Origin of the sequence: Ralstonia mannitolilytica (assembly GCF_905397375.1) — a bacterium.
In the GTDB taxonomy this organism is placed as follows: domain Bacteria; phylum Pseudomonadota; class Gammaproteobacteria; order Burkholderiales; family Burkholderiaceae; genus Ralstonia; species Ralstonia mannitolilytica.
The window spans coordinates 268,114-292,898 of sequence record NZ_CAJPVG010000001.1 but is presented as its reverse complement, the minus strand read 5'-3'; the positions used below and the strand labels follow the sequence as shown (position 1 = coordinate 292,898).

Here is a 24,785-nt window from a genome sequence, read left to right as displayed (position 1 = left end):
CAGCGCGGCTCAGGTTTCTCCGGCTTCTCCGGCAACCGAGACGCGGTATGCGGTGTGCTGCCGGTAGACCTGGCCCGGGCGCAGCATGACCGCTTCTGCATCGGGCATGTTGACCTGGTTCGGAAACGCGCTCGCTTCCAGACACAAGCCACTGCGTTGCGCGTGCGTGCCCGACAGCATGTGGCCCGAATAGAACTGAAGCCCGCGCTGATCGGTCAGCACGGTCAATTCGCGGCCGCTGCCGGGTTCATACAGCCGCGCGACCGGACGCACATGCGGGCGATCGTCCGGTGCCGTATTGCGCAGGACGAAGCAGTGGTCGAACCCGCCGACCTGCGCCAACTGCGCGTTGGGCCAGTCCAGCCGCGCGCCAATGGGCGCCCCCTGCCGAAAGTCGAATGCCGTGCCCGCGACGTTCATTGCTCGCGTCGGGATCAGCTTGGCATCGACTTCCAGAAAGGCATCGGCATCGATCGACAGGATGTGGCCCCGGATGTCGGTGCCGGGTCTGCCGCTCAGGTTGAAATACCCGTGGCTGGTCAGGTTGATTGGCGTGGGCGCATCGGTGCGGGCTTCGTAGTCGATCGACAGCGTGCCGTCGTCGTCCAGCGCGTAGCGGACCTGCACGGCGACATTGCCGGGGAATCCGGCATCGCCTTCCGGAGATGTGAGCCGCATGACGAGTGCGCCGTCCTGATCCTCGGCGTCCCATAGCGCCCGATGAAAACCGCTCGCGCCGCCGTGCAGCAGGTTGCTGCCCTCGTTGCGGTCGAGCGCGTAGTCGATGCCGTCGAGCGTAAAGCGCGCGCCGGCAATCCGGTTGGCCCAGCGTCCGATCAAGCCGCCCAGATAGCCTCCCGATTCAAGGTAGGCCGCAGGCGTCGCATGGTTGAGCAGAATCTCCCCCAGACGCCCGCCGCGATCCGGCGCCTGCCAGGAGACGAGCGTCGCCCCCAGATCGCTGATGGAAACGCGCATGCCCGAGGCATTGCGCAGCGTGAAGAGCCGAACCGGTTCACCGTCCGGCAAGTGCCCCCATGTTGCCGACGAGATGGCGCCGTCGAGCGGCACGTGTGCGGAGAGCGCGGGCGCGATGCTCATGATTGGCCCTCTGCGATGGCGCGTTCCTGGTATTCGCGCGGGGTGCAATCCAGCTCACGGCGGAATACGGCATGCATGTATTGCGGGGAGGTAAAGCCGCAGCGCACCGCCACCTCGGCGGTGGCGACATCACGGCTGGCCAGCATGTGCTTGGCCGCGTCGAGCTTATGGCGAAGGATTTCCTGGTGCACGGTGCAATGCAATTCACGACGAAAGTGTTCTTCGAGCGATGACCGCGAAATACCGACGTAGTCCGCGACCTGCTCGGTCTTGATCCCTTGGCAGGCGTATTGCCGAATGAAGTGCCGCGCCCGCATGACATACGGGCTGGCAAGCGGCTGATGGCGGGACGACGCCAGCACATTGATGCCCACGGGTGGCACGAGAATCTGCCGGCCAGCCAGGCGCGCGCCGCCCAGCATCTGGTGCAGCAGATGTGCGGCGGTACGCCCCATCTCCACGGTGCCCTGAATGACCGATGACAACGGGATCCGGCTCAGCGTGCGCGTGAGCGGATCGTTGTCGATGCCGATGATGGCGATCTCTTCCGGCACGGCGAACCCTGCCGTCATGCAGGCTTGCAGCAGATGCCGCGCCCGCGCATCCGTCACGGCGATGATGCCGATGGGCTTGGGCAAGCTGCGCAGCCATTCGATCAACTGGCTGATCGCCTGATGCCAGGTCGGTGCGCTGGTCGATAGGCCCCGGTAGATCTCCTGCTCAACGGGCGCGGCGGGATTGTCCTGCCGGCGCAAGCGCGTAAAGGCCAGTTCGCGCTGCTGTGCCCAGCGGTTCTCCGGCGCCTGGGGCAGGCTGTACAGCGCAAAGTGCTGCAGGCCGGCTTCGATCAGGTGCCGGTAGGCCAGCGCGACCAGCTTTCCGTTGTCCGTGGCGACATAAGGCTCCTTTGCGGGGTAGTGCGCCGGGTCCTCATACGAAGAGCCGACGGCCACCACCGGTAGCGGGCAACCGCGTAGCGCTTCGGCGACGGCGGGGTCGTCGAAATCCGCAATGATGCCGTCGCCGTCAAAGCGCTCGATGCCGGGCAGGCGGCAGCGGAAGTCCTCTTCCAGAAACAGGTCCCACGTCACGCGGGTGGAGCGCATGTAGTCGCCAATGCCCGCGATGATCTCGCGGTCGTACACCTTGTTGGCGTTGAACAGCAGCGCAATGCGATGAATCCGCGCGTGCTGCGATGGATCGGGCAATTGACGATGCATGGGCTGTTGGGGCGCTCGCGGTGGCAGGGGTTGCCATACGGCGGCGGTGCTGGGGCGTGCCGCTCGCCCGCACATTCTATGGGCTGCATGCGGCGCTGTCAGACGATGCCCGCCGGGTGGCAAGAAATGTTAGGGCGGTTGGGCAATTTCGTAATTGCCGGTGCCAAGGCGGCGCATGCACCATGCGACTGCCGTCGAGCCGGCCGAAATCTATTGCGGCGCAGCAGACGCCACGTCGGTACCCACCAACAAAAGAAGATGGAGTGAGACATGAAATCGAACCAACGCCGTTGTGTTCTGAGGGCCGCCTTTTGCGGTGCAGTGCTCGCCAGCCTGTCGATGGCCGCGCCGCTGGCGCACGCGAGCAAGGCGCATCCGGAAATTGGCTTCTGTATCGACGACCTGCGCGTGGAGCGCTGGTCGCGCGACCGCGATTACTTTGTCGCAGCGGCCGAAAAGCTGGGTGCCAAGGTGTCGGTGCAGTCGGCGGACGCCAGCGAGCAACGCCAGATCTCGCAGATCGAGAACCTGATCTCGCGCGGTGTCGACGTGATCGTCATCGTGCCGTTCAACTCCAAGGCGCTGACCAACGTGGTGGCCGAAGCCAAGAAGGCCGGCATCAAGGTGGTGTCGTATGACCGCCTGATTCTCGATGCCGACGTTGATGCCTACATTTCGTTCGACAACGAGAAGGTGGGCGAGCTGCAAGCGCAGGGCGTCTACAACGTGCGCCCGAAGGGCAATTACTTCCTGCTGGGCGGCGCACCCACGGACAACAACGCGAAGATGCTGCGGCAGGGCCAGTTGAAGGTGCTGCAGCCGGCCATCGACCGCAGCGACATCAAGGTCGTCGGCTCGCAATGGGTGCCGGAGTGGAGCGCTTCTGCGGCGCTGGGTATCGTTGAAAACGCGCTGACCGCGAACAACAACAAGATCGATGCCGTGGTTGCCTCCAACGACGGCACGGCCGGTGGCGCGATCCAGGCGCTGGCTGCGCAGAAGCTGGCCGGCAAGGTGCCGGTGTCGGGGCAGGATGCCGACCTTGCCGCCGTCAAGCGCGTGATTGCCGGCACGCAGACGATGACGGTCTACAAGCCGCTCAAGCTGATTGCCACCGAGGCCGCGCAGCTTTCGGTGGCGCTCGCCAAGGGCGACAAGCCGAAGTACAACGCGCAGTACGACAACGGCAAGAAGAAGGTCGACACGGTGTTGCTGCAGCCCACCCAGCTCACGAAGGACAACGTCAACCTGGTGGTGAAAGACGGCTTCTACACGCAGGCGCAGATCGGCGGCCAGTAAGGTCCCGCAGTCAGGACCGCTTTGTGCCGGCGATGAGCCAACGCTGCATCGCCGGCCGCGTTCGTACCTCAAGGACGGGGCATGTCTGAACCTCTGTTGCAGATGCGCGGCATCGTCAAGACGTTCGACGGTGTGAAGGCGCTGGACGGTATCAACCTGGTCGTGAAGCCGGGCGAGTGTGTTGGCCTGTGCGGCGAGAACGGCGCCGGAAAGTCGACGCTCATGAAGGTGCTTTCGGGCGTCTACCCGAGCGGCACCTGGGATGGCGAAATCCTTTGGGAGGGGCGGCCGCTCCACGCCAGTGGTATTCGCGACACCGAGCGCGCTGGCATCGTCATCATCCATCAGGAACTGATGCTCGTGCCGGAATTGTCGGTGGCCGAGAACATCTACCTGGGCAACGAAATCACGCTGCCAGGCGGTCGCATGAACTACGCGGCCATGTACCAGGGCGCCGACAAGCTGCTGCGCGACCTGAACATCCAGGGCATCAACGTGGCGCTGCCCGTGATGCACTACGGCGGCGGCCACCAGCAGTTGATTGAAATCGCCAAGGCGCTCAACAAGCGCGCCAAGCTGCTGATCCTGGATGAGCCATCGTCATCGCTCACGGCGGCGGAGACGCGCATCCTGCTCGACATCGTGCGCGACCTGAAAGCGCGCGGCATTGCGTGCGTCTACATCTCGCACAAGCTCGATGAGGTGGAGGCGGTGTGCGACACGGTCACCGTCATCCGCGACGGCCGCCATGTGTCGACTGCCCCGATGGATGCGCTCACCACCGACCGCATCATCGCGCAGATGGTCGGGCGCGAAATTACGCAGCTGTTCCCACGTGAACCGCATCCCATCGGCGAGGTGGTGTTCGAGGCGCGCAACGTGACGTGCTACGACGTCAACAACCCGGCGCGCAAGCGGGTCGACGGCGTGTCCTTTGCGGTGCGGCGCGGCGAAATTCTTGGGGTGGCGGGGCTGGTCGGTGCAGGGCGCACCGAGCTGATGCAGGCCGTGTTTGGCGCGTATGAAGGTGCCAGTGAGGCGGACCTCGTCCTGGACGGAAAGCCGTTGAAAATCCGCGCGCCGCTCGATGCCATTCGTGCAGGCATCGCCATGGTGCCGGAAGACCGCAAACGTCACGGCATCGTCTCGCTGATGAGCGTCGGGCACAACATCACGCTGGCCGTCCTTCAGCGCTTCGCGCGTCTCGGTCGCATCGACGGCGCGGCCGAGCTCGACACGATCCGCAAGGAGATGCGGCGGCTTGCCTTGCGTGCCGCGCATCCGATGCTTCCCATTGCCAGCCTGTCGGGCGGCAATCAGCAGAAGGCGGTCCTCACCCGGATGCTGCTCACCGAGCCGCGCGTGCTGATTCTGGATGAGCCAACCCGCGGCGTGGACGTTGGCGCCAAGTACGAGATCTACAAGCTGATCGGTGACCTCGCCAAGCGTGGCATGGCCATCGTCGTGATTTCGTCGGAGCTGCCCGAAGTGCTTGGCATTTCAGACCGCGTGCTCGTGATCGGCGAGGGCGAACTGCGCGGCGATTTCGTGAACGAGGGACTGACGCAGGAACACATTTTGACCGCCGCCATTCAGCCCGTCCGGCACACACCCAGGCACACACCCGGGCACGCAGCCACTTTCCATCAGGCAGGTCACGCATGACTTCTCAAACCAGCCCACAAGCCGCCGGCGGGGTCGGCGATTCGCGCAATACGTTCAAGGCAAGCCAGCGCCTGAGGCAACTGTTCGCACGCTACAAGATCCTGGCGTTGCTGATTGCCGTGGCCGCGATCTGGCTGTTCTTTTCGATGCTGACCAACGGCGCGTTCACTTCGCCGCGCAATCTGTCCAACCTGCTGCGCCAGATGTCGATCACGGGGATGCTGGCCTGCGGGATGGTGTTCGTCATCATCGCGGGCGAGATCGATCTTTCGGTCGGATCGCTGCTTGGCTTGCTCGGCGGCGTGGCGGCCATTCTGGATCAAGGACTGGGCTGGCCGATCACGGCGACGGTGCCTGTGGTGCTGCTGCTCGGCGTGGGCATGGGCCTGTTCAACGGATGGTGGTCGACCTACCGGGGCGTGCCGTCATTCATTGTCGGCCTGGGCGGCATGCTGGCGTATCGCGGCATCCTGCTCGGCCTGACGCATGGCTCGACGATCGCGCCGGTGTCGGACAGCTTCGTGCTGATCGGCCAGGGCTACCTGCCGCGCCGCGTGGGCGACCTGATGGCGGTGCTGATCTTCTGCCTGTTGATCTTCGTGGTGATCCGGCAGCGGCGTGAACATCGCCGTTATGAACTCGACGTTGCGCCGCTCTGGCAGGACGTCGCCAAGCTTGTCGTGGCGGGCGCGGTCATCGTCGCGTTTGTCGCCACGCTCAACAGCTATGGCGGCATTCCGGTGCCCGTTCTGCTCGTGCTGGCGTTGCTCGGTATTTTTTCTTGGATCGCCAGCCAGACGGTGTTCGGTCGCCGTATCTATTCCGTGGGTTCAAACCTCGAGGCCACGCGCCTGTCCGGCATCAACACCGATCGCGTGAAGCTTGCCATCTTCGGGCTCATGGGCCTGATGTGCGCGTTTGCCGGCATCGTCAACACGGCACGTCTTGCGGCGGGTTCGCCCTCTGCCGGGACCATGGGCGAGCTGGATGCCATTGCGGCGTGCTTCATCGGCGGCACGTCCATGCGCGGCGGCGCAGGCACCGTGTACGGCGCGCTGGTCGGTGCGCTCGTGATGGCCAGCCTCGATAACGGCATGTCGATGCTCGACGTCGACGCCTACTGGCAGATGATCGTCAAGGGCGGGATCCTCGTGCTGGCCGTCTGGGTGGATGTCATCTCGCGCTCCGGCCGCCGCTGAGGCTGCGCTGCACGCTTTATCCCTTTTGCTGTCACTGGAATCTCCTATGTCTTATGCGATTTATCCGAGCCTCGTTAACAAGAACGTCGTGATTACCGGCGGCGGTAGCGGCATTGGTGCGGCCATCGTCGAAGGCTTTGCCAGACAGGGGGCGCGCGTCACGTTCCTGGATATCGCGCGGGCTGACTCAGAAGCGCTGGCGGCGTCGCTGGGCGAATGCGCACATCCACCCGTCTTCCGCCACTGCGACTTGCGCGATATCGACGCGCTGAACGCCACGTTCGCGGACATCGAGGCCGACACCGGTCCCATCGACGTCCTGATCAACAACGCCGCGAACGATGACCGCCATCAGATCGGAACCGTGACGCCGGCGTATTGGGACAACCGCATCGAGGTGAACCTGCGCCACCAGTTTTTCTGCGCGCAAGCCGTGTTGCCCAGCATGAAGAAGCAGGGGCGCGGCGTGATCCTGAACCTCGGGTCGATCTCGTGGCACCTCGCCCAGCCGGACCTCGCCATCTACATGACGGCCAAGGCCGGCATTGAAGGCCTGACGCGCGGCCTGGCGCGCGATCTTGGCGGGTTCGGCATTCGCGTCAATTGCATCGTGCCCGGCGCGGTGCGCACGCCGCGTCAGATGGCGCTTTGGCAATCCCCCGAAAGCGAGGCCAAGCTGCTGGGCGAGCAATGCCTGCATGAACGCGTCGAGCCGGAACACGTGGCGCGCATGGCGCTGTTTCTTGCATCGGACGATGCCGCGCGCTGCACGGCACGCGAGTACTTTGTCGATGCCGGGTGGTACGGCGGATGATGGCGCCCATCATTCCGGAATGCGTCTGGCGCGTCGGTGCCACGCTGGGGGAAGGCGCGGTGTGGCACGCCGCGTCGCGCTGCGTGGTCTTTGTCGATATCAAGGGCAGACGGCTCTACCGATATGACACCGATACCGATGTGCGCCGCAGCTGGGTCGCGCCCGGCCAGATCGGCTTTGCGCTGCCCTGCGTTGACGGCAGTTGGGTCTGCGGCGTGCAGGGCGGTCTCTACCGGTTCGATTTCGCAAGCGGTACCTTCAGCCGCATGCTGCCCGTCGAAACCGATCGGCCGGGAAACCGCCTGAACGACGGCTATGTCGATCGCACCGGGGCGCTGTGGTTCGGCTCGATGGACGATGGGGAGCGCGAAGCGAGCGGGCAGCTCTACCGCGTCGGTCGGGATGGCCGGTTGAGCGTGCGCGATTCAGGCTACGTCATCACGAATGGCCCGACCGCGAGCCCGGACGGCCGCACGCTGTATCACACCGATACCTTGCAGCGCGTGGTCTACGCCTTCGACCTCGGGGACGACGGCAGCCTGGAACGCAAGCGCGTCTTCACCGCCATCGACGGCACCGGCTACCCCGACGGCATGGCTGTCGATGAAGAAGGGTGCGTGTGGATCGCGTTGTTTGGCGGAGGCCGGATCGAGCGGTTCTCACCCGACGGCCGATGCGTCGGGCGCGTCGCCTTTCCGTGTTCCAACATCACCAAGCTCGCGTTCGGCGGCGATGATTTGCAGACCGTCTATGCCACCACCGCACGAAAGGGGCTGACGTACGAGGCGTTGCAGAAGGAGCCGCTTGCCGGCGGCTTGTTTATGTTTCGCGCGCCGGTCAAGGGGCTGCCATCCACGGAATGTGCCGTGGACGTTTCCGCAGCGAAGCCCGATCAATCCTGACGGACGAGCCCGCGTGCCGCCAGGTTGCGATACAGGGCGCGGACACCGAACGTCCACGGTGCGATCTCCGTGGACAGGCGCACCGTGTTGACCAGTGCGCCGAGGGGCGGGGCGCTGATCGTCACGCGGTCGCCGAGGTGGTGCGTAAAGCCGGCGCCCGGCGCGTCGCGGTCCTTGATCGGCGAGAACATCGTGCCGAGGAACAGCATGAAGCCGTCCGGGTATTGATGGTGCGGACCACAGGTTTGCGCGACGAGGTCGAGCGGGTCACGGCTGATCTCGCTCATATGGCTCACGCCGTCGAGCACGAAGCCGTCGTCGGCGCCCTCAACGCGCAGCGATACCTGCGTCGTACGAATCGTGTCGATCGTGAAGTGCTCGTCAAACAGGCGCACAAACGGGCCGATGGCGCAGGAGCCGTTGTTGTCCTTGCATTTGCCCAGCAGCAGCGCCGAGCGCCCCTCGATGTCACGCAGGTTCACGTCGTTACCCAGCGCCGCTCCCACGACATGCCCGGCGCTGCTGACCGCCAGCACGATCTCCGGCTCCGGGTTGTTCCACCGCGAGGCCGGATGCAGCCCGACGTCGGCGCCGAACCCGACTGCCGACATCGGCTGCGATTTGGAAAACACTTCCGCATCGGGGCCGATACCGACTTCCATGTATTGCGACCACGCGCCACGGCGCTGCAGTTCTTCCTTGAGCCGCATGGCCGCATCGGAGCCGGGCTTGATCTTCGAGAGGTCGGAGCCCACCACGCCGACAATGGATTCGCGCACGCCGCGCGCCTTGGCCGGGTCGCCGCCGGCCTGTTCTTCGATCACACGTTCGATCAGGCTGACGGCGAACGTCACGCCGCACGCCTTGATCGCCTGCAAGTCATTCGGGGCGAGCAGGGTGGGCGTGTTGCTTGCACGATCGGCGGCCAAGGAACGTTCGACGAGCGCTTCGACGCGGCCCAGGTCTTCCCCGGGTGCCTGCCGGGCGATGGCCAGTGCGTCAGGATGCTCGAACAGATCCGACACGGTCGGCACCGCTTCCGTGATGTCGAAAACGACACCGTTGCGTACCACCACGACGGATGGCCCCTCGCCGTTGGCCGTTGTGCGCCACACTCGTCCGACGAGCGTTGCATGCTCAAGATCGTGCGGCAAGTAGTTGGCGATGTCGGTCATGTGCACTCCGTGAGTAGGACACCCCTGTTGCGAGGGAACCCGCGTGATCGTAGAGACGGCGATGCAGGGTGTCCAACAGCGTGACGCAATTTCCAACCTGTTGGACAATCTAGACACGCATGAACAAGGCAGGTTTCCAGTGAAGACAGACTATGAGGTGCCAGCGCTCAAGCGCATTCATGACGTGCTGGAGATACTCTGTGCGGCGACGTCCCCTGTGCGGCCGGCTGCGTTGGCGCAGGCGACGGGCATGTCCAGAAGCACGTTGTACCTGCTGCTGGAGTCGCTTGAAAAGCGCCGCTGGATCGAGAAGCGGGCCGACGGCTACCTGATCGGCTTGACGCTGTTTGAGCTGGGCAACGCCTATTTCCGCCACGACAGCTTGCTGGCCGCGTTCCGGCGCGAATCCGCCGCCTTCGTTGCCACGCACAACGAAGTCGTGCAGCTTGCTGTGCTCGACGGCACGGAGGTCGTCTATATCGCGCGGGAGGATGCGCCGCGGCCCGTCCGCCTGGTATCGGATGTCGGCCTGCGCCTGCCGGCCCATTGCTGCGCGCTCGGCAAAGCGCTGCTGGCGAGCCTCGATGACGAAGCGGTGTGTGCGCTGCTGCCGGCGCGTCTTGCCGCCATGACGGAGCGCACCACCACGCGCCGCGCCGATTTGCTCGATGAGCTTGAGCGCATTCGCGTGCGGGGCCTGGCGACGGAGCGCGAGGAGGTGGTGGCGGGGCTGGCCTGCTTTGCGGCGTTTGTAGGTGTGACGCCGCTCGGCAAGCGCGTTGCGGTGAGTTCCAGCGTGCCCGTCAGCCGACTGGACGCCCGCCGGGAGAGGCGCCTTGTCGTCGGTGTTGCAGGCATGGCGGACCGCATCGGCCGCGCGCTCGCGCAGGCATAGCGGCGGGCTGCTGCGTGGCCGGTTCCGCTATGATCGCCACTCCTCTTTTTTCTTTCCTCTTTTCCTTTGGCGCGTAGGCGTTTCTCATGACCACCGGCACCACTCCTCCTCGCATGGCCGATGTTGCGCGCGTTGCCGGCGTGTCGAAGATGACCGTGTCACGGGTGCTGGCAGGCGGCAGCGTGTCGCCCGAAACCCGCGCGCGCGTGCAGGAGGCCATCGACGCGCTCGGCTACGTTGCCACGGCCGCAGCCGGGATGCTGTCCAGCGGCCGATCGGAATTCGTCGCCGCCCTGGTGCCTTCGCTGGCCAGTTCCAACTTTGCCGATACCGTGCGCGGGCTGAGCGATGCGCTTGCGCCGCATGGTCTGCAACTGCTGCTGGGTGATACCGACTACCACCTCGATCAGGAGGAGGCGCTGGTGAAGTCGCTGCTGCGCCATCAGCCGCGTGGCATTGCCTTGACCGGTCGCCACCACAGTGCCGGCACGCGGGCGTTGCTGGAGCGCGCCGGCATCCCGATCGTCGAGATGTGGGATCTGCCTCAGCGCCCGATCGACAGGGCGGTTGGGTTCTCGAACGCCAAGGCGTCGCTCGCGATGGTGCATCACCTGCACAAACGGGGCTACCGACGCATCGGCTTCCTGTGCGGCGCCAGCGAACTGGACCGGCGCGGCACCGACCGCATGCGTGGATACGTCAGCGGAATCAAGGCGCTTGGCCTGGGCGAGCCGCGCGTGATCCGCCTGGGCGAATCGCCCATCACCATGAGCCACGGCGGCCCCGCGATGGCCGCTTTGCTGCAAGCGTGGCCCGATACCGATGCCGTGATGTGCGTGAGCGACATGTCCGCATTCGGCGCCATCATGGAATGCCACCGGCGCGGCATGTCCGTGCCCGGCGACATTGCCGTTGCGGGCTTCGGCAACTTTGAAGTCGCGTGGTGCTGCCATCCGACCATCACGACGATTTCCGTCGATGCCTATGGCATCGGCCTGCGCACGGGCGAGGTCTTGCTTGATGCGCTCGGCGTTGGCGAGGCCACGGGCGCCCCCAAGCTCTCGCACATCGACTTCAGCGTGGTCGAACGCGAGAGCGCATAGCGGGCGGCCTCATGCGCAGCGTCAATGCGAGTGCCGTGGATTGCCGCGCGTCTCGATCACGTTCAGATACAGGGTTGCCGGCTCCAGGCATCCGCCCGTCGAAAGCTGCCCGACAAACTGCCGATAGATTTCCTGCCAAGGCGTTTGCGATTGCGGCACGCTGAACGTGGCGGTCTCACGCCGGCGCTCAAGCTCTTCCGCGTCCACCAAGACATCGACCTTGCGGGCGTTGAGGTCCACACGGATGCGATCGCCCGTGCGCAGGAGCGCCAGGCCGCCACCCGCGGCCGCCTCGGGCGACATGTTCAAGATGGACGGACTCGCCGAGGTGCCGCTCTGCCGGCCATCGCCCATGCACGGCAGCGATTCGATCCCCTGCTTGACCAGCGCCGCCGGCGGCGCCATGTTGACGACCTCCGCGCTGCCCGGATAACCGACCGTTCCGCAGCCGCGGATGACGAGGATGCAGCGCTCGTCGATCGCCAGCGCCGGATCGTTGATGCGGGCGTGATAGTCCTCTGGGCCATCGAAGACGATCGCGCGCGTCTCGAAAACATTCTCCGCGCCCGGTTCGCTCAGGTAGGTCTGCCGGAATGCCTCGCCCACCACCGACATCTTCATGATGGCGCTGTCAAAGAAATTGCCCGACAGCACGATGAAGCCCGCACGATGCTTGAGCGGCGCGTCCACAGGGAAGATGACATCGCGGTCGGCGTCGGGCGCGGCATCCGCAATCGCGCCGATCGTGCGGCCAGACACGGTGCGGCAATCGCGCCGCAGCAACCCGCCCGCGTCCAACTGGCGCAGCACGGCGGGCACGCCGCCCGAACGGTGGAAGCTCTCCCCCAGATATTCGCCGGCCGGCATGCAGTTCACCAGTAGCGGCACCGATTCTCCGTGGCGCTGCCAGTCTTCGAGGCTGAGTTCCACGCCCATGTGGCGCGCGATTGCGATGAGGTGCGGCGGGCAGTTGGTCGACGCGCCAAGCGCCGAAGCCACCATGATGGCGTTCTCGAATGCCGCGCGCGTCATGATCGTCGAGGGGCGGATGTCTTCACGCACGAGGTCGACGATGCGCTTGCCGGTGGCATAGGCCATCTGCCCGCGCTCGCGATACGCCGCCGGAATGCTCGCGCACCCGGGCAGCGACATGCCCAGCGCTTCGGCCAGGCTGTTCATCGACAGCGCCGTGCCCATCGTGTTGCAGTGGCCGATCGACGGCGACGAGGCGGTGGTCAGCTCCATGAAGCCTTCGTAGTCGATGTCGCCGGCAGCCAGCCGGTTGCGCGCATGCCAGATGACGGTGCCGGAGCCGACCCGCTTGCCTTCGTGCCAGCCGTCCAGCATCGGCCCGCCAGACAGGACGATGGCCGGCAGGTCCACCGTGGCGGCGGCCATCAGGCAGGCGGGCGTGGTCTTGTCGCAGCCGGTGGTCAGCACAACGCCGTCGAGCGGGAAGCCGTGGAGGATCTCGACCAGACCGAGATACGCGAGATTGCGATCGAGCGCAGCAGTCGGGCGGCGACTCTGCTCGGCCAGCGGGTGAACCGGAAACTCCATCGGAATGCCGCCCGCGTCGCGTATGCCGGCCTTCACACGCTGCGCCAGCTCGATGTGGTGCCGGTTGCACGGCGCCAGATCGCTGCCCGTCTGCGCGATCCCGACGATCGGCCGGCCTGACTGCAACTCTTCGCGCGTCAGGCCGTAGTTCATGAAGCGTTCTACGTAGAGCGCGGTCATGTCGGCGTGGCTCGGGTCGTCGAACCACAGCTGGCTGCGCAGTCTGCGTGGAGCTTGGGTGGGCATGGTGTCTCCGTCGTTGTGTGGCCGGGCTTCCCTCTGCGGGGGTGTTGGCGTGGCGATACACCAGCGTCCGCCGCTTGATTGGTACCGGTAACAACGAATGGTAGACCGGGATCACGACGCAGGCAATCAGCGGCGGGACCCCATTACCGCAGAGGGTGGCGCCGCAGTGCTCTCGGTGCCCGCTGCACCCGTTACGCTGCCTGCTGCGCCACGTCGTTCCTCAGCAGCCCGCGTGTGCGCTGGTTGGCCGAGGCTTACTTGCTGAGTTCGTGCCCGATGACGGCACCCGCGGCCGCACCGCCGATCGTGCCCGCCGGGCTGTGCGTCAGCTCATGGCCGGCCACGCCGCCTGCCACCGCACCGCCCGCCGTACAGCCGGTCAGCGTGGGCGCGAGCACGGCCAGGGCGCACACCAGTGCTGTTTTCCATGTCTTCATGATGCCCTCCGGAGAAGCCGGCCAGATGCAGCAGCCGGCATATCCGCAGGCGAGCAAAGCGCGTGCCGCCCTCACATGAACAGCGGCGACAGCGACAGGTGCGACAGGGCGATCACGATCACCTGCGCAATCACCAGCAGGATCAGCGGCGAGAGATCGAGCCCGCCCAGCGGCGGCACCACGCGGCGGATCGGGCGCAGCAGCGGATCGACCAGCGTGTTGAGGACGGCGCCCATGGGAGAGTGCGGCCCAACCCAGGACAGCACGGCCGAAGCGATCGTCACCCACACCAGCACGTTGAAGGCCCACTTGAGCACCGTGAAGAGCGCCGCCACAAAGCCCATCGGCAGAAACGCCATCGGGCTCAGGCCCACCGAGGCCAGCAGCAGAAGCAGATACACCAGCGCCGTGGCATAGGCGGCCACCAGGCACGACCAGTCGATGTAGCCAGTGGCGGGAATCACCCGGCGCAGCGGATGCACGAGCCACCCCGTCAACTGGAAGATGGCTTGCGACAGCGGATTGCGCGGCGACAGCCGCACCGCCTGCGTCCAGGCGCGCAGCAGCAGCGCCGCGCCAAAGAGCGTGAAGATCGTGTCGAGCAGAAAACGCGTGATATCGCCGAACATGCGTCCGGATCTCCTATGGTCAGGTGGGCCAAAGCGTGAGGCAAAGGTGGCGCCCCGGGGGCGCGGTATTGTCGCACGGGATCTTTGCGGAACGCCCGTGCCGACACCCGCGTCATGATCGCCTTGCTGCCCATCCTCCGGACGCGAATGCCGGCGCGGCGGCCGGCCCTTCTGAGACAGCCCTGTCCGGTGCCGCCTGCAGAGCGGGCCTGCGCCGGCGAGCCTTGATGGCGTCCGGCACGGATGCTCGACCTGTGCCGGCCCGCTCGGCTGCGCCTTGACGACTTCCTGACCGACGTCGTTGCTGCGTGGCGGCCGCGCTTACAAGCCCGCCACCGGGAAGCTCGCCTGCCAGACCGCGCCCTGTACGTTCACCGCTTTCGGGATCAGCTTCTGCTGCAGGAACAGGTCGGCGATCTGCTGCTGTGACGCCACGATCTGCGGGGTGACCGGCGTTACGCCATAGGGCACGCGCCGCAGCCACGTTTCCACCACGGGTTGCTCGATGCCCAGCTTCGGCGAGAGCAGCGCTGCCGCTTCCTGGGTGTGCTGGTTCACCCACAGGCCCGAGGTGCGCAACTGCGCCAGGATGGCATTCACGGCGCGCGGATGCGTCTTCACGAAGTCCGGGGTGGCCTCGTAGAAGTTGAACACCGGCAACTCGCTGAAATCGCCCAGCGTGCGCGTCTTCAATGCCTTTTGCGCCAGCGCGTAATACGGATCCCACACCACCCACGCGTCGACGGCGCCGCTTTCGAAGGCGGCACGTGCCTCGGCCGGCGGCAGATAGATCGGCTGCACGTCCTGTACCGTCAGGTTCGCGCGCTTGAGCAACTGCACGAGCAGGTAGTGCGAGCTTGAGCCCTTCTGCAGCGCAATGCGCTTGCCCTTCAGGTCCGCCACGCTGCGCGCGGGTGAGCCGTCGAGCACGAACAGCGCCTCGTTCGTCTTGCCGCCGGGCTCGGCCCCCACGTAGACGAGGCGCGCACCTGCCGCCTGCGCAAACACGGCCGGTGGAGCGCCGGTATAGCCGAAGTCGATGCTTCCCGTGTTGAGTGCCTCCAACAGTTGCGGCCCGGCGGGAAATTCTTTCCACTCGACCTTGTAGCCGAGTTCGGCCAACGGTTTGTCGAGCGAGCCCTGCGCCTTGAGCACGGCGAGCAGGCCTGCCTTCTGAAAGCCGATGCGGACCGTTCCAGCCGGGTCTGCGGCATGTGCGAAGCCGGCGCTCAGCGCGAGGCCGGCGCCCAGCAGTGCGGCGAGCCAGCGTCGTCGCGCAGGCGATGCAGCGGTGTGGTGCGATTGGGTTTGCATGGTTCCTCCAGCGAGTTGGGTGGCGTGCGGCCGATGCTACGGACCGCGCGCGTGCGAAGGAACGAACAAGATTGCATGTGCATAGACGCCGGCAGGGTCAGCGTTTCACGGCGGTAGCGGCAAGCTCCGCCAGATAGGCCCATGGATAGACGCCGCGCGCATGTCCATCGCTGAACACCAGTTGCACGCCGTAGCCCACGGGCTCAATGCGGGTGATGCGCACGTCGGCCGGCGCGCGGATCGGCATGCCCTGGTGGCGCTTGAACTGGCACTCGGCGCATCGGCAGGCCCGGCGCAGCGCAGTGTGGTCGAGCGCGACGGACGCCCCGGGCCAGTGCACGCGCAGGGTGTGTGTGGCAACGTCGTTGTTGATGCGTTCAGGGGCTTGCACGGGTGCCCTCGAACTGTGCCAGCGCGATGCGCACGGCTTTCACCACTTCCGGATCGCCGTCGCCTTCCGCACGGCGCAGGGCGGGCACGGCCGCGGCTGAGCCCGTTTCCCCGAGCGCAAGCGCGGCCTCCTTGCGCAGATTGCTGATCGGGTGGACGAGCAGCGCAGCGAGCGCCTCCACGGCATGCGCGGCGCGCCAGCGGCCGAGCGCGCGTGCAGCTTGCAGGCGGACTTGCCAGTAGTCATCGGTCAAGGCCTCCACCAGCGTCTGCGTGACGTGTGCGTTCGGTGCCAGCGCACGCAGCTTGCCGAGCGTGCCGGCGCTTTCCTCGCGCACGCGCCACGCGGTGTCGCGCAATGCGTCGAGCAGCGCGGGGAGGACCGATGCGTCCGCCGCAAGGCCGAGGGCGCCGACTGCGGCACGCCGTACCTCGGCGTCGTCGTCCTGGCGGGCGCGCTCGGCCAAGGCCGGCAGCGCCGCCACATGCTTGCGCCAGCCGAGCACGGCCACCGCTTCGCGGCGCACGGCGGCATCCGCGTCCTGCAAGGCTTGCAGTGCCGGCGCGTCGCTCTCGGGCACGCGCAGTTCACGAAGCCCGCGCAGGGCGGCGGCGCGCACGAACGCGCTTGCGTGGTCCACGTAAGGCAGCAGCGCGGGGGCCGAGTCCGCCGATTTCAGTTCACCGAGGCCGAGCGCCGCCGCCTCGCGCACGGCGGCATCGTCGTCTTCCAGCGCGCGGGCGAGCGCGGCGACGGTGTCCGGCCGTTCCCACGTGGCGATGATGCGCGCGGCTTCCAGCCGGACTTCGGGCGCGGGGTCGTGTGCAAGCAGCGCCGTCACCTCGGGCAGTGCGTCGGCGTCTTCCTCGTCGGCCAGTTGCAGCAGGGCGATGCGGCGTGTGGCGGCATCCGCATCGTGCAGGCGCGCCAGGATCGTTGTCGTCATCGGCGCCTCAACGCAGCAAGTAGGGGATGTCGACCTTGACCGCGCCGGTCGGACAGTCCTGCTCGCAGGGCATGCAGTACCAGCACTCGTCGAACTGCATGAAGGCCTTGCCCTTGGTCAGGTCGATGGCGAGCAGGTCGAGCGGGCAGACGTCGACGCAGACGGTGCAGCCCTTGTCGGCAATGCACCGGGCTTCGTCAATGGTGACCGGCGCGCTGCTGCGCGAGGCGATGTCGTGTGGGGTGTGGGGCATGGCGATGGCTCAGGCGGCTTGCGGAATGCGCAGGTGCGCGTACGAATCGGTGCCGTGCACGTCGACCGGGATGACGTACGGCTCGATGGCCTGCTTGCGGCTGGCCATGTGGCCGTGCGCATCCTTGTAGAGGCGCGTGTGGCAGAACCAGTTGGCGTCGTCGCGCTCGGGGTAGTCCACGCGATGGTGGTACAGGCCCCAGCGGCTTTCGGTACGAAAGAGCGACGCGCGCGCGGCCATCTCGGCGCAATCGCGGATGAAGCTGACTTCCATCGCGCGCATCAGCTCGTGCGGATTGCGTGCGTGCAGGTGCGTGATGTCTTCGGCAATTTCGTCGAAGCGCCGCAGGCCGATTTCCATCTTGCGCGTGACCTTGGGCGGCTGCAGGTAATCGTTCACCATGCGGCGCAGCTTGTATTCCACTTGCGCGGGCGCGAGGCCGTGCTCGCGTTGCAGCGGCGCAAAGATGCGCGTGCGCTCGCGTTGGATCTGCGCGTCGTCGACGCGGGCGTCGCCTTGCCGGCCGGCGATGTAGTCCGCCGCGTTCTGCCCCGCAAACCAGCCGTACGTGAAGGCGCCGAGCATGTAGTTGTGCGGCACGGCGGCCATGTCGCCCGCTGCGTAAAGGCCCGGCACGGTGGTTTCCGCGCGCGCATTCACATACACGCCAGACGCGCTGTGCCCGCTGCAGAAGCCGATTTCCGAGATGTGCATCTCTACCATCTGCGTGCGGTAGTCGGTGCCGCGCCCCGCGTGGAAGCGGCCGCGGCTCGGGCGCTCGTTGGTGTGCAGGATGGTCTCGATGGTCTGGATGGTTTCTTCGGCCAGGTGGTCGAGCTTGAGAAACACCGGCCCCTTGCCGCCTTGCAGCTCCTGGTAGAACTCCCACATCATCTGGCCACTCCAGTAGTCGCACTGGATGAAGCGCTCGCCGCGCGCGTTGGCGGTGTAGCCGCCCAGCGGGCCGGTCACATACGCACAGGCGGGGCCGTTGTAGTCCTTGATGAGTGGGTTGATCTGGAAGCATTCCAGGTTGGAAAGCTCCGCGCCCGCGTGATACGCCATCGCGTAGCCATCGCCCGCGTTGGTGGGGTTTTCGTATGTGCCCATCAGGTAGCCGGAAGCCGGCAGGCCAAGCCGCCCGGCGGCGCCGCAGCTCAGCACCACGGCCTTCGCGCGCACCACGAGAAAATCCGCCGTGCGGCAATCGAAGCCGAGCACGCCGCAGGCGGCCCCATCGGCATCCGTCAGCACGCGCGTGACGACGATGCGGTTCGTGATCTCCACCCGCGCACGCTTGAGCTGCCGATACAGGACCTTCTTGATGTCGTGCCCCTCGGGCATCGGCAGCACGTAGCTGCCCATATGGTGGACCTTCTTGACGGCGTAGTCGCCGGTCTCGTCCTTCTCGAACTTCACGCCCCAGCGGTCAAGCTGCTCGATGGTGGCGAAGCTGTGCTGCGCATAGGCATACACGGCCGACTGATCGACGATGCCGTCATTGGCCAGCGTGATCTCGCGCGTGTATTGCTCCGGCGTGGCATGCCCGGGAATGACGGCGTTGTTCAGCCCGTCCATGCCCATGGAGATCGCGCCGCTGCGTTTCACGTGCGCCTTGTCGATCAGCAGCACACGCAGCGCGGGGTTGCGTTCTTTTGCCTTGATGGCCGCCATCGGGCCGGCCGTGCCGCCGCCCACGACGACGAGGTCGTACTCCAGTTCCAACGTGTTCATACGGTGCCTTGCAGAGAAAAGACCGATTGCGCCGATGCGGCCACCTGCCGGTCCAGCCGAAGCCGGTACTGGAAGGCGTCGCCACGGAAGCTGAGGCGTTCATAGTCGATGGGCGTGCCATGCGCGTCGTGCGTCAGGCGCTCCACGCGCAGCAGCGGCGCACCGGCGCCCGTGTCGAGCGCGCAGGCGGTCGCGTGGTCGGCGAGCGCCGCATCGATGGCCAGCGTGGCATGCCCGAGCGCCACGCCCGCGTCCTGCTCCAGCACGAGAAACACGTCGCGCGTCACCAGGTCGGCCCTGGCGACGATGCGGCCGAGCGCTTCAGGCAGCCACGTCACCTCGAGCGACACCGGCGCTTGATCCAGCAGCCGCACGCGGTGCAATTCGGTGACGGGCGCGCCGGGTGCGAGGCGCAGCGCCTGCGCGACGTCGGCGGGGGCCGGCACCGTCTGCAGCTTCAGCACGCGGTTGCGGATCGCATGGCCCTGCGCGGACATCGCCTCGGCAAAGCCCTGCAGCGCCGTCACGTTCTGGAACGCCTTGGGCTGGCTCACGAACGTGCCCTTGCCATGGCGGCGGTAGATCAGTCCTTCGTTCTGCAGGTCGGCCAGGGCCTGCCGCACGGTGATGCGGCTGGCGCCAAACTGCGCACCGAGCGCCGCCTCTGAGGGCAGCAGGGATGCCGGCGCGTACAGGCCGCTGACAATGCCCTCGCGCAGCGCGCCCTTGATCCGCTCATAGAGCGGCGGGGCCGGCAGGCGAGGGGAGGATGGGGATGTCGTCATCGGGGGCGAACTCGTTATGACAAGTGGGTGCGCCCAGTCTAAAAAGCCGGCGTTGGCAGGGGAACGAAGCTTTTTCGATATGGTTCTGCGGTTTTTGCGAGCGAAACCCTGCCGGGTTTTGTGCGTTGCACGATGCTGCAGTCGGGCAATCGATATCAAAACCGATATCCGTCGTGCCAGAAAAAAGCATTAGACGGTTATGTCTCGCTGTCCATAACATGGCTCAGCACGAACGGCAGCAACGCAGGCAGGGTTGCCGCTGAAAAAACAAACGTGCGCAGCCGCAGGCAGTGACGGGCTGCTTCCACCATAAGAGGAGAGACGCAATGGCAACAACGCGCGCTGATCGCGCCCGACGTACCGTGTTGACCTTTCTCGCCACGGCCGGCGTGCTGTTGGCAACCGGCGCCGGGTCTGCAGCCCACGCGGCGGACAAGGCCTTCACCATGGGCTTTGCCCAGGTGGGTGCCGAGAGCGAATGGCGCACCGCCAATTCGGAGTCGATCAAATCCGCCGCCAAGGCGAACGGCGTGACCCTGAAGTTCTCTGACGCGCAGCAGAAGCAGGAAAACCAGATCAAGGCGATCCGCTCGTACATCGCGCAGAAGGTGGACGTGATCGCGTTCTCGCCGGTCGTGGAATCGGGCTGGGACACCGTGCTGCAGGAAGCCAAGGCCGCCAAGATCCCGGTCATCCTGACCGACCGCGGCATCGACAGCAAAGACCCGTCGCTCTACACCACGTTCATCGGCTCGGATTTCGTGGAGGAAGGCCGTAAGGCCGGCCGCTGGCTGCTGGAGAACTACAAGGGCAAGGGCGACGTGAACATCGTCGAGTTGCAGGGCACCGTCGGCTCGGCGCCGGCCATCGACCGCAAGCGCGGCTTCGAAGAGATCATCAAGGCCGACCCGCGCTACAAGATCATCCGCTCGCAAACCGGTGATTTCACCCGCGCGAAGGGCAAGGAGGTGATGGAAGCCTTCCTCAAGGCCGAGGGCAAGAAGATCAACGTGCTGTTTGCACACAACGACGACATGGCGATCGGCGCCATCCAGGCGATTGAAGAGGCAGGCCTGAAGCCGGGCAAGGACATCACCATCATTTCCATCGACGGCGTGAAGGGCGCGTTCGAAGCCATGATGGCCGGCAAGCTGAACGTGACGGTGGAATGCAGCCCGCTGCTCGGGCCGCAGTTGATGGAAACCGCGCACGCCGTGCTGGCGGGTAAGCCGGTGCCCAAGCGCATCGTCACCAAGGAAGGCATCTTCCCGATGGAAGTGGCGGCCAAGGAGTTTCCGAACCGCAAGTACTGAGGCTGCGCGGGTTCGCAAGCCCTTTGCTGAACAGGCGCAACCGGCACGGTGGAGGCCTTCCGCCATGCCGGTTGCGCCACGTTAACAGGTGACACCCATGCCGGACCACGTTGACCAAACCGCCGCGCACGATGCACGCGGCGCGCTGCTGCACATGCGCGGCATCTCCAAGAACTTTCCCGGCGTGCAGGCGCTGGCCGGAGTCGATTTCCGCCTGTTTCCCGGCGAGGTGCATGCCCTGATGGGGCAGAACGGCGCCGGCAAATCGACGCTCATCAAGGTGCTGACCGGCGTGGAGGCGCCGGATGCGGGCGAGATTCTGCTCGGCGGTCAGCCCATCGCGCCGGGCTCGCCGCTGGAAGCGCAGAAGCTGGGCATCAGCACGGTGTACCAGGAGGTAAACCTCTGCCCGAACCTCACGGTGGCGGAGAACATCCACATCGGCCGCTTTCCCATGCGCCTGGGCAGCATCGACTGGCGCGCCACGAACCGCGCTGCCCAGGCGCTGCTGGCCGACCTGAACATCCACATCGACGTCACCCTGCCGCTGTCGCTGTACCCGGTGGCCATCCAGCAGATGGTGGCGATTGCGCGGGCGCTCTCCACCGAAGCGCGCATCCTCATCCTCGACGAACCGACCTCCAGCCTGGACGACGACGAAGTCGCGCGCCTGTTTGCCGCCATTCGCACGCTCAAGGCACGCGGCATGGCCGTGCTGTTCGTCACGCATTTCCTGGAGCAGACGTACGCCATTTCGGACCGCATTACCGTGCTGCGAAATGGCCGGCTGGAAGGCGAGTACGCCGCGCGTGACCTGCCGCAACTGCAACTGATCAACAAGATGGTCGGGCGCGACATCGACGCCAGCCGCTTCGCGCGTACCGAGGTGCCGCCCGTGGACGACACGGCGCCAGCATTCTTGAGCGCGCGCGGCATGGGCCGCCGCGGCGTCGTGCAGCCGCTCGACCTGGATGTGCGCCCGGGCCAGGTGCTGGGTCTGGGCGGGCTGCTCGGCTCGGGCCGCACCGAGACCGCGCGCCTGCTGTTCGGCGTAGACCGCAACGATGCAGGCTCGATCAACGTGCAAGGGCAGTCCCGCCAGTTCAGCTCGCCGCGTGACGCGATCCGCCAAGGCATCGGCTTCTGCCCGGAAGACCGCAAGACCGAAGGCATCATTGCCGAGCTGTCGATCCGCGAGAACATCATCCTCGCGCTGCAGGCCAAGCGCGGCCTGTTCCGCTATCTGCCCAGGAAGCGCCAGCGCGAGATTGCGGACCAGTACATCGCCCAGCTCGGCATCAGGACGCCGGATGCGGAGAAGCCCATCGGCCAGCTCTCGGGCGGCAACCAGCAGAAAGCCGTGCTCGCACGCTGGCTGGCGACCGACCCGGCCATGCTGATCCTGGACGAGCCGACCCGTGGCATCGACATTGCCGCCAAGCTCGACATCATGGACCTCGTGACCGCGCAGTGCCGCAAGGGCATGGCGATCCTGTTCATCTCCAGCGAACTGCCCGAGGTGCTGCGCGTGAGCCACCGCCTGGCGATCCTGCGGGACCGCAAGAAAGTGGGCGAGCTGGCAGGCGAAGACATGACCGAAGACAACCTGTGCCACGTGATTGCCGGCGGTGAGCTGCCCGCCAAGGCACCGCCCAGCGCGTCTGCCACCACCGGAGGCGCAGCATGACGCAACGCTCCCGCATGCACGCGCTCGCCGGCCACCGGCTGTTCTGGCCCTGCGTGACGCTGATCCTGCTGTGCGTGCTGAACACGTGGTTCAACCCGCATTTCTTTCACCTTGAGATCCGCGGCGGGCACCTGTACGGCAGCGTGATCGACATCCTCAACCGCGCGGCACCGCTGATGCTCGTGTCGCTGGGCATGACGCTGGTGATTGCCGTGGGTGGCATCGACATTTCGGTCGGTGCGGTGGTCGCCATCTCGGGCGCGATTGCGGCATCGCTCATCGGCGGTACGCTCGTCGTCCAGAACGGCATGCCGGTGTATGTGACCAAGGTGCCGCTGATGCTCGCGCTGCTGGCCGCGGTGGGCGCCGCGCTGGTGTGCGGGCTGTGGAACGGCATGCTGGTGGCCGGCGCCGGCATGCAGCCCATCATCGCCACGCTGATTCTGATGGTGGCCGGGCGGGGCGTGGCGCAGCTCATCACCGGCGGGCAGATCATCACCGTCTACTACGAGCCGTTCTTCTTCGTGGGCAATGGCTACCTGTTCGGGCTGCCGTTCGGCCTGTACATCGCCGGCGCCGTGCTGTGCCTGCTTTTGCTGCTGATGCATCGCACGGCGTTGGGCCTGTTCATCGAAGCGGTTGGCATCAACCCCGTGGCGGCGCGGCTTGCGGGGCTGAACACCAAGGCGCTGCTGTTCGGCATCTACGGGTTCTGCGGTGCCATGGCCGGCGTGGCAGGGCTCATCATCTGTTCCAACGTGAAGAGCGCCGATGGCAACAACGCGGGCCTGCTGCTCGAGCTGGACGCCATCCTGGCCGTCACGCTGGGTGGCACGTCGCTCGCGGGCGGCAAGTTCAGCCTGTGGGGCAGCGTGGTCGGGGCGCTCATCATTCAAACGCTCACGTATGCGATCTACTCGATGGGCGTGCCGCCGGAGGTCAACCTGGTGGTGAAGGCCGTGGTGGTGTTTGCCGTGTGCCTGGCGCAATCGGCGGCATTCCGGGCGATGGTGTTTCAACGCCGCGTGGGGGCGCAGTCATGAGAATCAATCCACGGCGCTTGCCGTTCTATGTGACGTTGTTCCTGTTCGCGCTGCTGTTCGGTTTCGGGTCTGTCACGTACACCGGGTTCTTCAGCGTGCAGGTGTTCCTGAACCTGTTCATCGACAACGCCTTCCTGATCGTCGTGGCCATCGGCATGACGTTCGTCATCCTGTCGGGCGGCATCGACTTGTCGGTGGGGGCGGTGGTGGCGCTCACCACGATGATCTCCGCCGCGCTGGTCGAGCACCATGGCTGGTCGATCGGTGCCGTGGTGCCGCTGGTGCTGGTCGCAGGGACGCTGTTCGGCCTGATGATGGGCGTGCTGATCCAGGTGTTCCGCATCCAGCCGTTCATCGTCACGCTGGGCGGCATGTTCCTGGCGCGCGGGCTGTGCTACCTCATCAGCATTGATTCGATCAGCATTACGAACCCCACCTACACCGCGCTCTCGCAGCACAAGATTTTCGTGGGCGGCGGCAACTACGTGTCGCCCAGCGTGGTGACTGCGCTGGCGGTGTTTGCGGCTGCCGTGTGGCTTGCGCACTGCAGCCGCTTTGGCCGCACGGTGTATGCGCTGGGCGGCAACGAGCGCTCGGCCTTGCTGATGGGCCTGCCGGTCGCGCGTACGCGCATCCTCGTCTATGGGCTCAGCGGGTTCTGTTCGGCACTGGGTGGGGTGCTGGTGACGTTCTACATGCTCTCGGGCTACGGGTTGCATGCGCAGGGCATGGAGCTGGATGCCATTGCGGCCACGGTGGTGGGTGGCACGCTGCTGACCGGCGGCGTGGGGCTGATCAGCGGCAGCGTCGTCGGCGTGCTGCTGTTGGGGGTCATCCAATCGCTGATTACGTTTGACGGCACGCTCAGTTCGTGGTGGGCGCGCATTGCCATCGGCGTGCTGCTGTGCATGTTCTGCCTGATGCAGCGCTTCCTGGGCCGTGCGCAGCGGGGCACCGCGCTGCCGCCCGCCGGCCCGCACAGGCCGGCGCATCGCTCCGATGAGGCCCGCAAGGACGCGCCCGCACCTGCTGTCCTGATGCAGTCGCACGCCATCCCCCCCGTTCAACTAGCGC

22 protein-coding genes and 1 pseudogene are annotated in these 24,785 nt (G+C 66.1%); 11 read left to right on the top strand and 12 right to left on the bottom strand.

The features are described from left to right. Positions 1 to 9 precede the first annotated feature (9 nt). Positions 10 to 1,101: an aldose epimerase family protein gene (locus KHN96_RS01245; RefSeq protein WP_062738877.1), complete on the bottom strand. Its 1,092-nt coding sequence runs from the start codon at positions 1,099 to 1,101 to the stop codon at positions 10 to 12. Beyond that, complete coding sequence (locus KHN96_RS01240; protein ID WP_062738879.1) at positions 1,098 to 2,321, bottom strand: XylR family transcriptional regulator; 1,224 nt, start codon at positions 2,319 to 2,321, stop codon at positions 1,098 to 1,100. The genes KHN96_RS01245 and KHN96_RS01240 overlap by 4 nt, the downstream gene beginning before the upstream one ends. Positions 2,322 to 2,591: 270 nt before the next feature. On the opposite strand from KHN96_RS01240, the gene xylF reads away from it, so the two are divergent. The 5 genes from xylF (at position 2,592) to KHN96_RS01215 (ending at position 8,200) form a co-directional block, all read left to right on the top strand. Next, positions 2,592 to 3,620 (top strand): D-xylose ABC transporter substrate-binding protein, encoded by a 1,029-nt coding sequence (xylF, locus tag KHN96_RS01235; RefSeq protein ID WP_062738883.1) that lies wholly within the window; start codon positions 2,592 to 2,594, stop codon positions 3,618 to 3,620. An 81-nt stretch (positions 3,621 to 3,701) separates the two neighbouring features. Further along, positions 3,702 to 5,285, top strand: coding sequence for a D-xylose ABC transporter ATP-binding protein (xylG, locus tag KHN96_RS01230; RefSeq protein WP_062738884.1), 1,584 nt, complete (start codon positions 3,702 to 3,704; stop codon positions 5,283 to 5,285). Then, entirely contained in the window at positions 5,282 to 6,484 is a 1,203-nt protein-coding gene (locus tag KHN96_RS01225; protein WP_045219705.1) for a sugar ABC transporter permease, read from the top strand. The genes xylG and KHN96_RS01225 overlap by 4 nt, the downstream gene beginning before the upstream one ends. A gap of 46 nt (positions 6,485 to 6,530) precedes the next feature. Next, positions 6,531 to 7,298, top strand: a complete 768-nt coding sequence (xylB, locus tag KHN96_RS01220) for a D-xylose 1-dehydrogenase (RefSeq protein ID WP_045219706.1) — start codon at positions 6,531 to 6,533, stop codon at positions 7,296 to 7,298. After that, complete coding sequence (locus tag KHN96_RS01215) at positions 7,295 to 8,200, top strand: SMP-30/gluconolactonase/LRE family protein (RefSeq protein ID WP_062738886.1); 906 nt, start codon at positions 7,295 to 7,297, stop codon at positions 8,198 to 8,200. The genes xylB and KHN96_RS01215 overlap by 4 nt, the downstream gene beginning before the upstream one ends. Here the strand turns inward: KHN96_RS01215 and KHN96_RS01210 are convergent. Further along, a complete protein-coding gene (locus tag KHN96_RS01210; protein WP_062738887.1) occupies positions 8,191 to 9,375 on the bottom strand; it encodes a fumarylacetoacetate hydrolase family protein in 1,185 nt (394 codons plus the stop codon). The two genes, KHN96_RS01215 and KHN96_RS01210, sit on opposite strands and share 10 nt — an antisense overlap. 139 nt (positions 9,376 to 9,514) lie before the next feature. Between KHN96_RS01210 and KHN96_RS01205 the strand changes: the two genes are divergently transcribed. Both KHN96_RS01205 and KHN96_RS01200 read left to right on the top strand, forming a co-directional pair. Further along, complete coding sequence (locus KHN96_RS01205; protein ID WP_062738888.1) at positions 9,515 to 10,270, top strand: IclR family transcriptional regulator; 756 nt, start codon at positions 9,515 to 9,517, stop codon at positions 10,268 to 10,270. 86 nt (positions 10,271 to 10,356) lie between these two features. After that, positions 10,357 to 11,373, top strand: coding sequence for a LacI family DNA-binding transcriptional regulator (locus tag KHN96_RS01200; RefSeq protein WP_082062924.1), 1,017 nt, complete (start codon positions 10,357 to 10,359; stop codon positions 11,371 to 11,373). 21 nt (positions 11,374 to 11,394) lie between these two features. Here KHN96_RS01200 and KHN96_RS01195 read toward each other — a convergent pair whose 3' ends face one another. From KHN96_RS01195 to KHN96_RS01155, 9 genes are all read right to left on the bottom strand, one after another. Beyond that, complete coding sequence (locus KHN96_RS01195; RefSeq protein ID WP_062738890.1) at positions 11,395 to 13,179, bottom strand: IlvD/Edd family dehydratase; 1,785 nt, start codon at positions 13,177 to 13,179, stop codon at positions 11,395 to 11,397. Positions 13,180 to 13,433: 254 nt separating this feature from the next. Then, complete coding sequence (locus tag KHN96_RS01190) at positions 13,434 to 13,616, bottom strand: glycine zipper 2TM domain-containing protein (protein WP_045219711.1); 183 nt, start codon at positions 13,614 to 13,616, stop codon at positions 13,434 to 13,436. Positions 13,617 to 13,687: 71 nt separating this feature from the next. Continuing rightward, complete coding sequence (locus KHN96_RS01185; RefSeq protein ID WP_045219712.1) at positions 13,688 to 14,245, bottom strand: YggT family protein; 558 nt, start codon at positions 14,243 to 14,245, stop codon at positions 13,688 to 13,690. Positions 14,246 to 14,566: 321 nt separating this feature from the next. Next, positions 14,567 to 15,559, bottom strand: coding sequence for a sulfonate ABC transporter substrate-binding protein (locus tag KHN96_RS01180; RefSeq protein ID WP_045219713.1), 993 nt, complete (start codon positions 15,557 to 15,559; stop codon positions 14,567 to 14,569). 97 nt (positions 15,560 to 15,656) lie between these two features. Beyond that, a complete protein-coding gene (locus KHN96_RS01175; protein WP_062738891.1) occupies positions 15,657 to 15,950 on the bottom strand; it encodes a DUF971 domain-containing protein in 294 nt (97 codons plus the stop codon). After that, a complete protein-coding gene (locus KHN96_RS01170; RefSeq protein WP_062738892.1) occupies positions 15,937 to 16,896 on the bottom strand; it encodes a HEAT repeat domain-containing protein in 960 nt (319 codons plus the stop codon). The genes KHN96_RS01175 and KHN96_RS01170 overlap by 14 nt, the downstream gene beginning before the upstream one ends. Before the next feature lie 7 nt (positions 16,897 to 16,903). After that, positions 16,904 to 17,149, bottom strand: coding sequence for a 4Fe-4S dicluster domain-containing protein (locus KHN96_RS01165; protein WP_045219716.1), 246 nt, complete (start codon positions 17,147 to 17,149; stop codon positions 16,904 to 16,906). 9 nt (positions 17,150 to 17,158) lie between these two features. Continuing rightward, a complete protein-coding gene (locus KHN96_RS01160) occupies positions 17,159 to 18,883 on the bottom strand; it encodes a fumarate reductase/succinate dehydrogenase flavoprotein subunit (protein ID WP_062738893.1) in 1,725 nt (574 codons plus the stop codon). Beyond that, positions 18,880 to 19,668 carry a GntR family transcriptional regulator gene (locus KHN96_RS01155; RefSeq protein WP_062738894.1) on the bottom strand — a complete coding sequence of 263 codons (789 nt, stop codon included), beginning with the start codon at positions 19,666 to 19,668 and terminating at the stop codon, positions 18,880 to 18,882. The genes KHN96_RS01160 and KHN96_RS01155 overlap by 4 nt, the downstream gene beginning before the upstream one ends. A 326-nt stretch (positions 19,669 to 19,994) precedes the next feature. Between KHN96_RS01155 and KHN96_RS01150 the strand changes: the two genes are divergently transcribed. The 4 genes and pseudogenes from KHN96_RS01150 to yjfF form a co-directional block, all read left to right on the top strand. Further along, positions 19,995 to 20,981, top strand: coding sequence for an ABC transporter substrate-binding protein (locus KHN96_RS01150; protein WP_062738895.1), 987 nt, complete (start codon positions 19,995 to 19,997; stop codon positions 20,979 to 20,981). 97 nt (positions 20,982 to 21,078) lie between these two features. Then, complete coding sequence (locus tag KHN96_RS01145) at positions 21,079 to 22,668, top strand: sugar ABC transporter ATP-binding protein (protein WP_062738896.1); 1,590 nt, start codon at positions 21,079 to 21,081, stop codon at positions 22,666 to 22,668. After that, positions 22,665 to 23,711 carry an ABC transporter permease gene (locus tag KHN96_RS01140; protein ID WP_082062925.1) on the top strand — a complete coding sequence of 349 codons (1,047 nt, stop codon included), beginning with the start codon at positions 22,665 to 22,667 and terminating at the stop codon, positions 23,709 to 23,711. The genes KHN96_RS01145 and KHN96_RS01140 overlap by 4 nt, the downstream gene beginning before the upstream one ends. Then, a pseudogene (yjfF, locus tag KHN96_RS01135) lies at positions 23,708 to 24,772 on the top strand (galactofuranose ABC transporter, permease protein YjfF); the annotation flags it as partial. The gene KHN96_RS01140 and the pseudogene yjfF, both read left to right, overlap by 4 nt. Positions 24,773 to 24,785 lie beyond the last annotated feature (13 nt).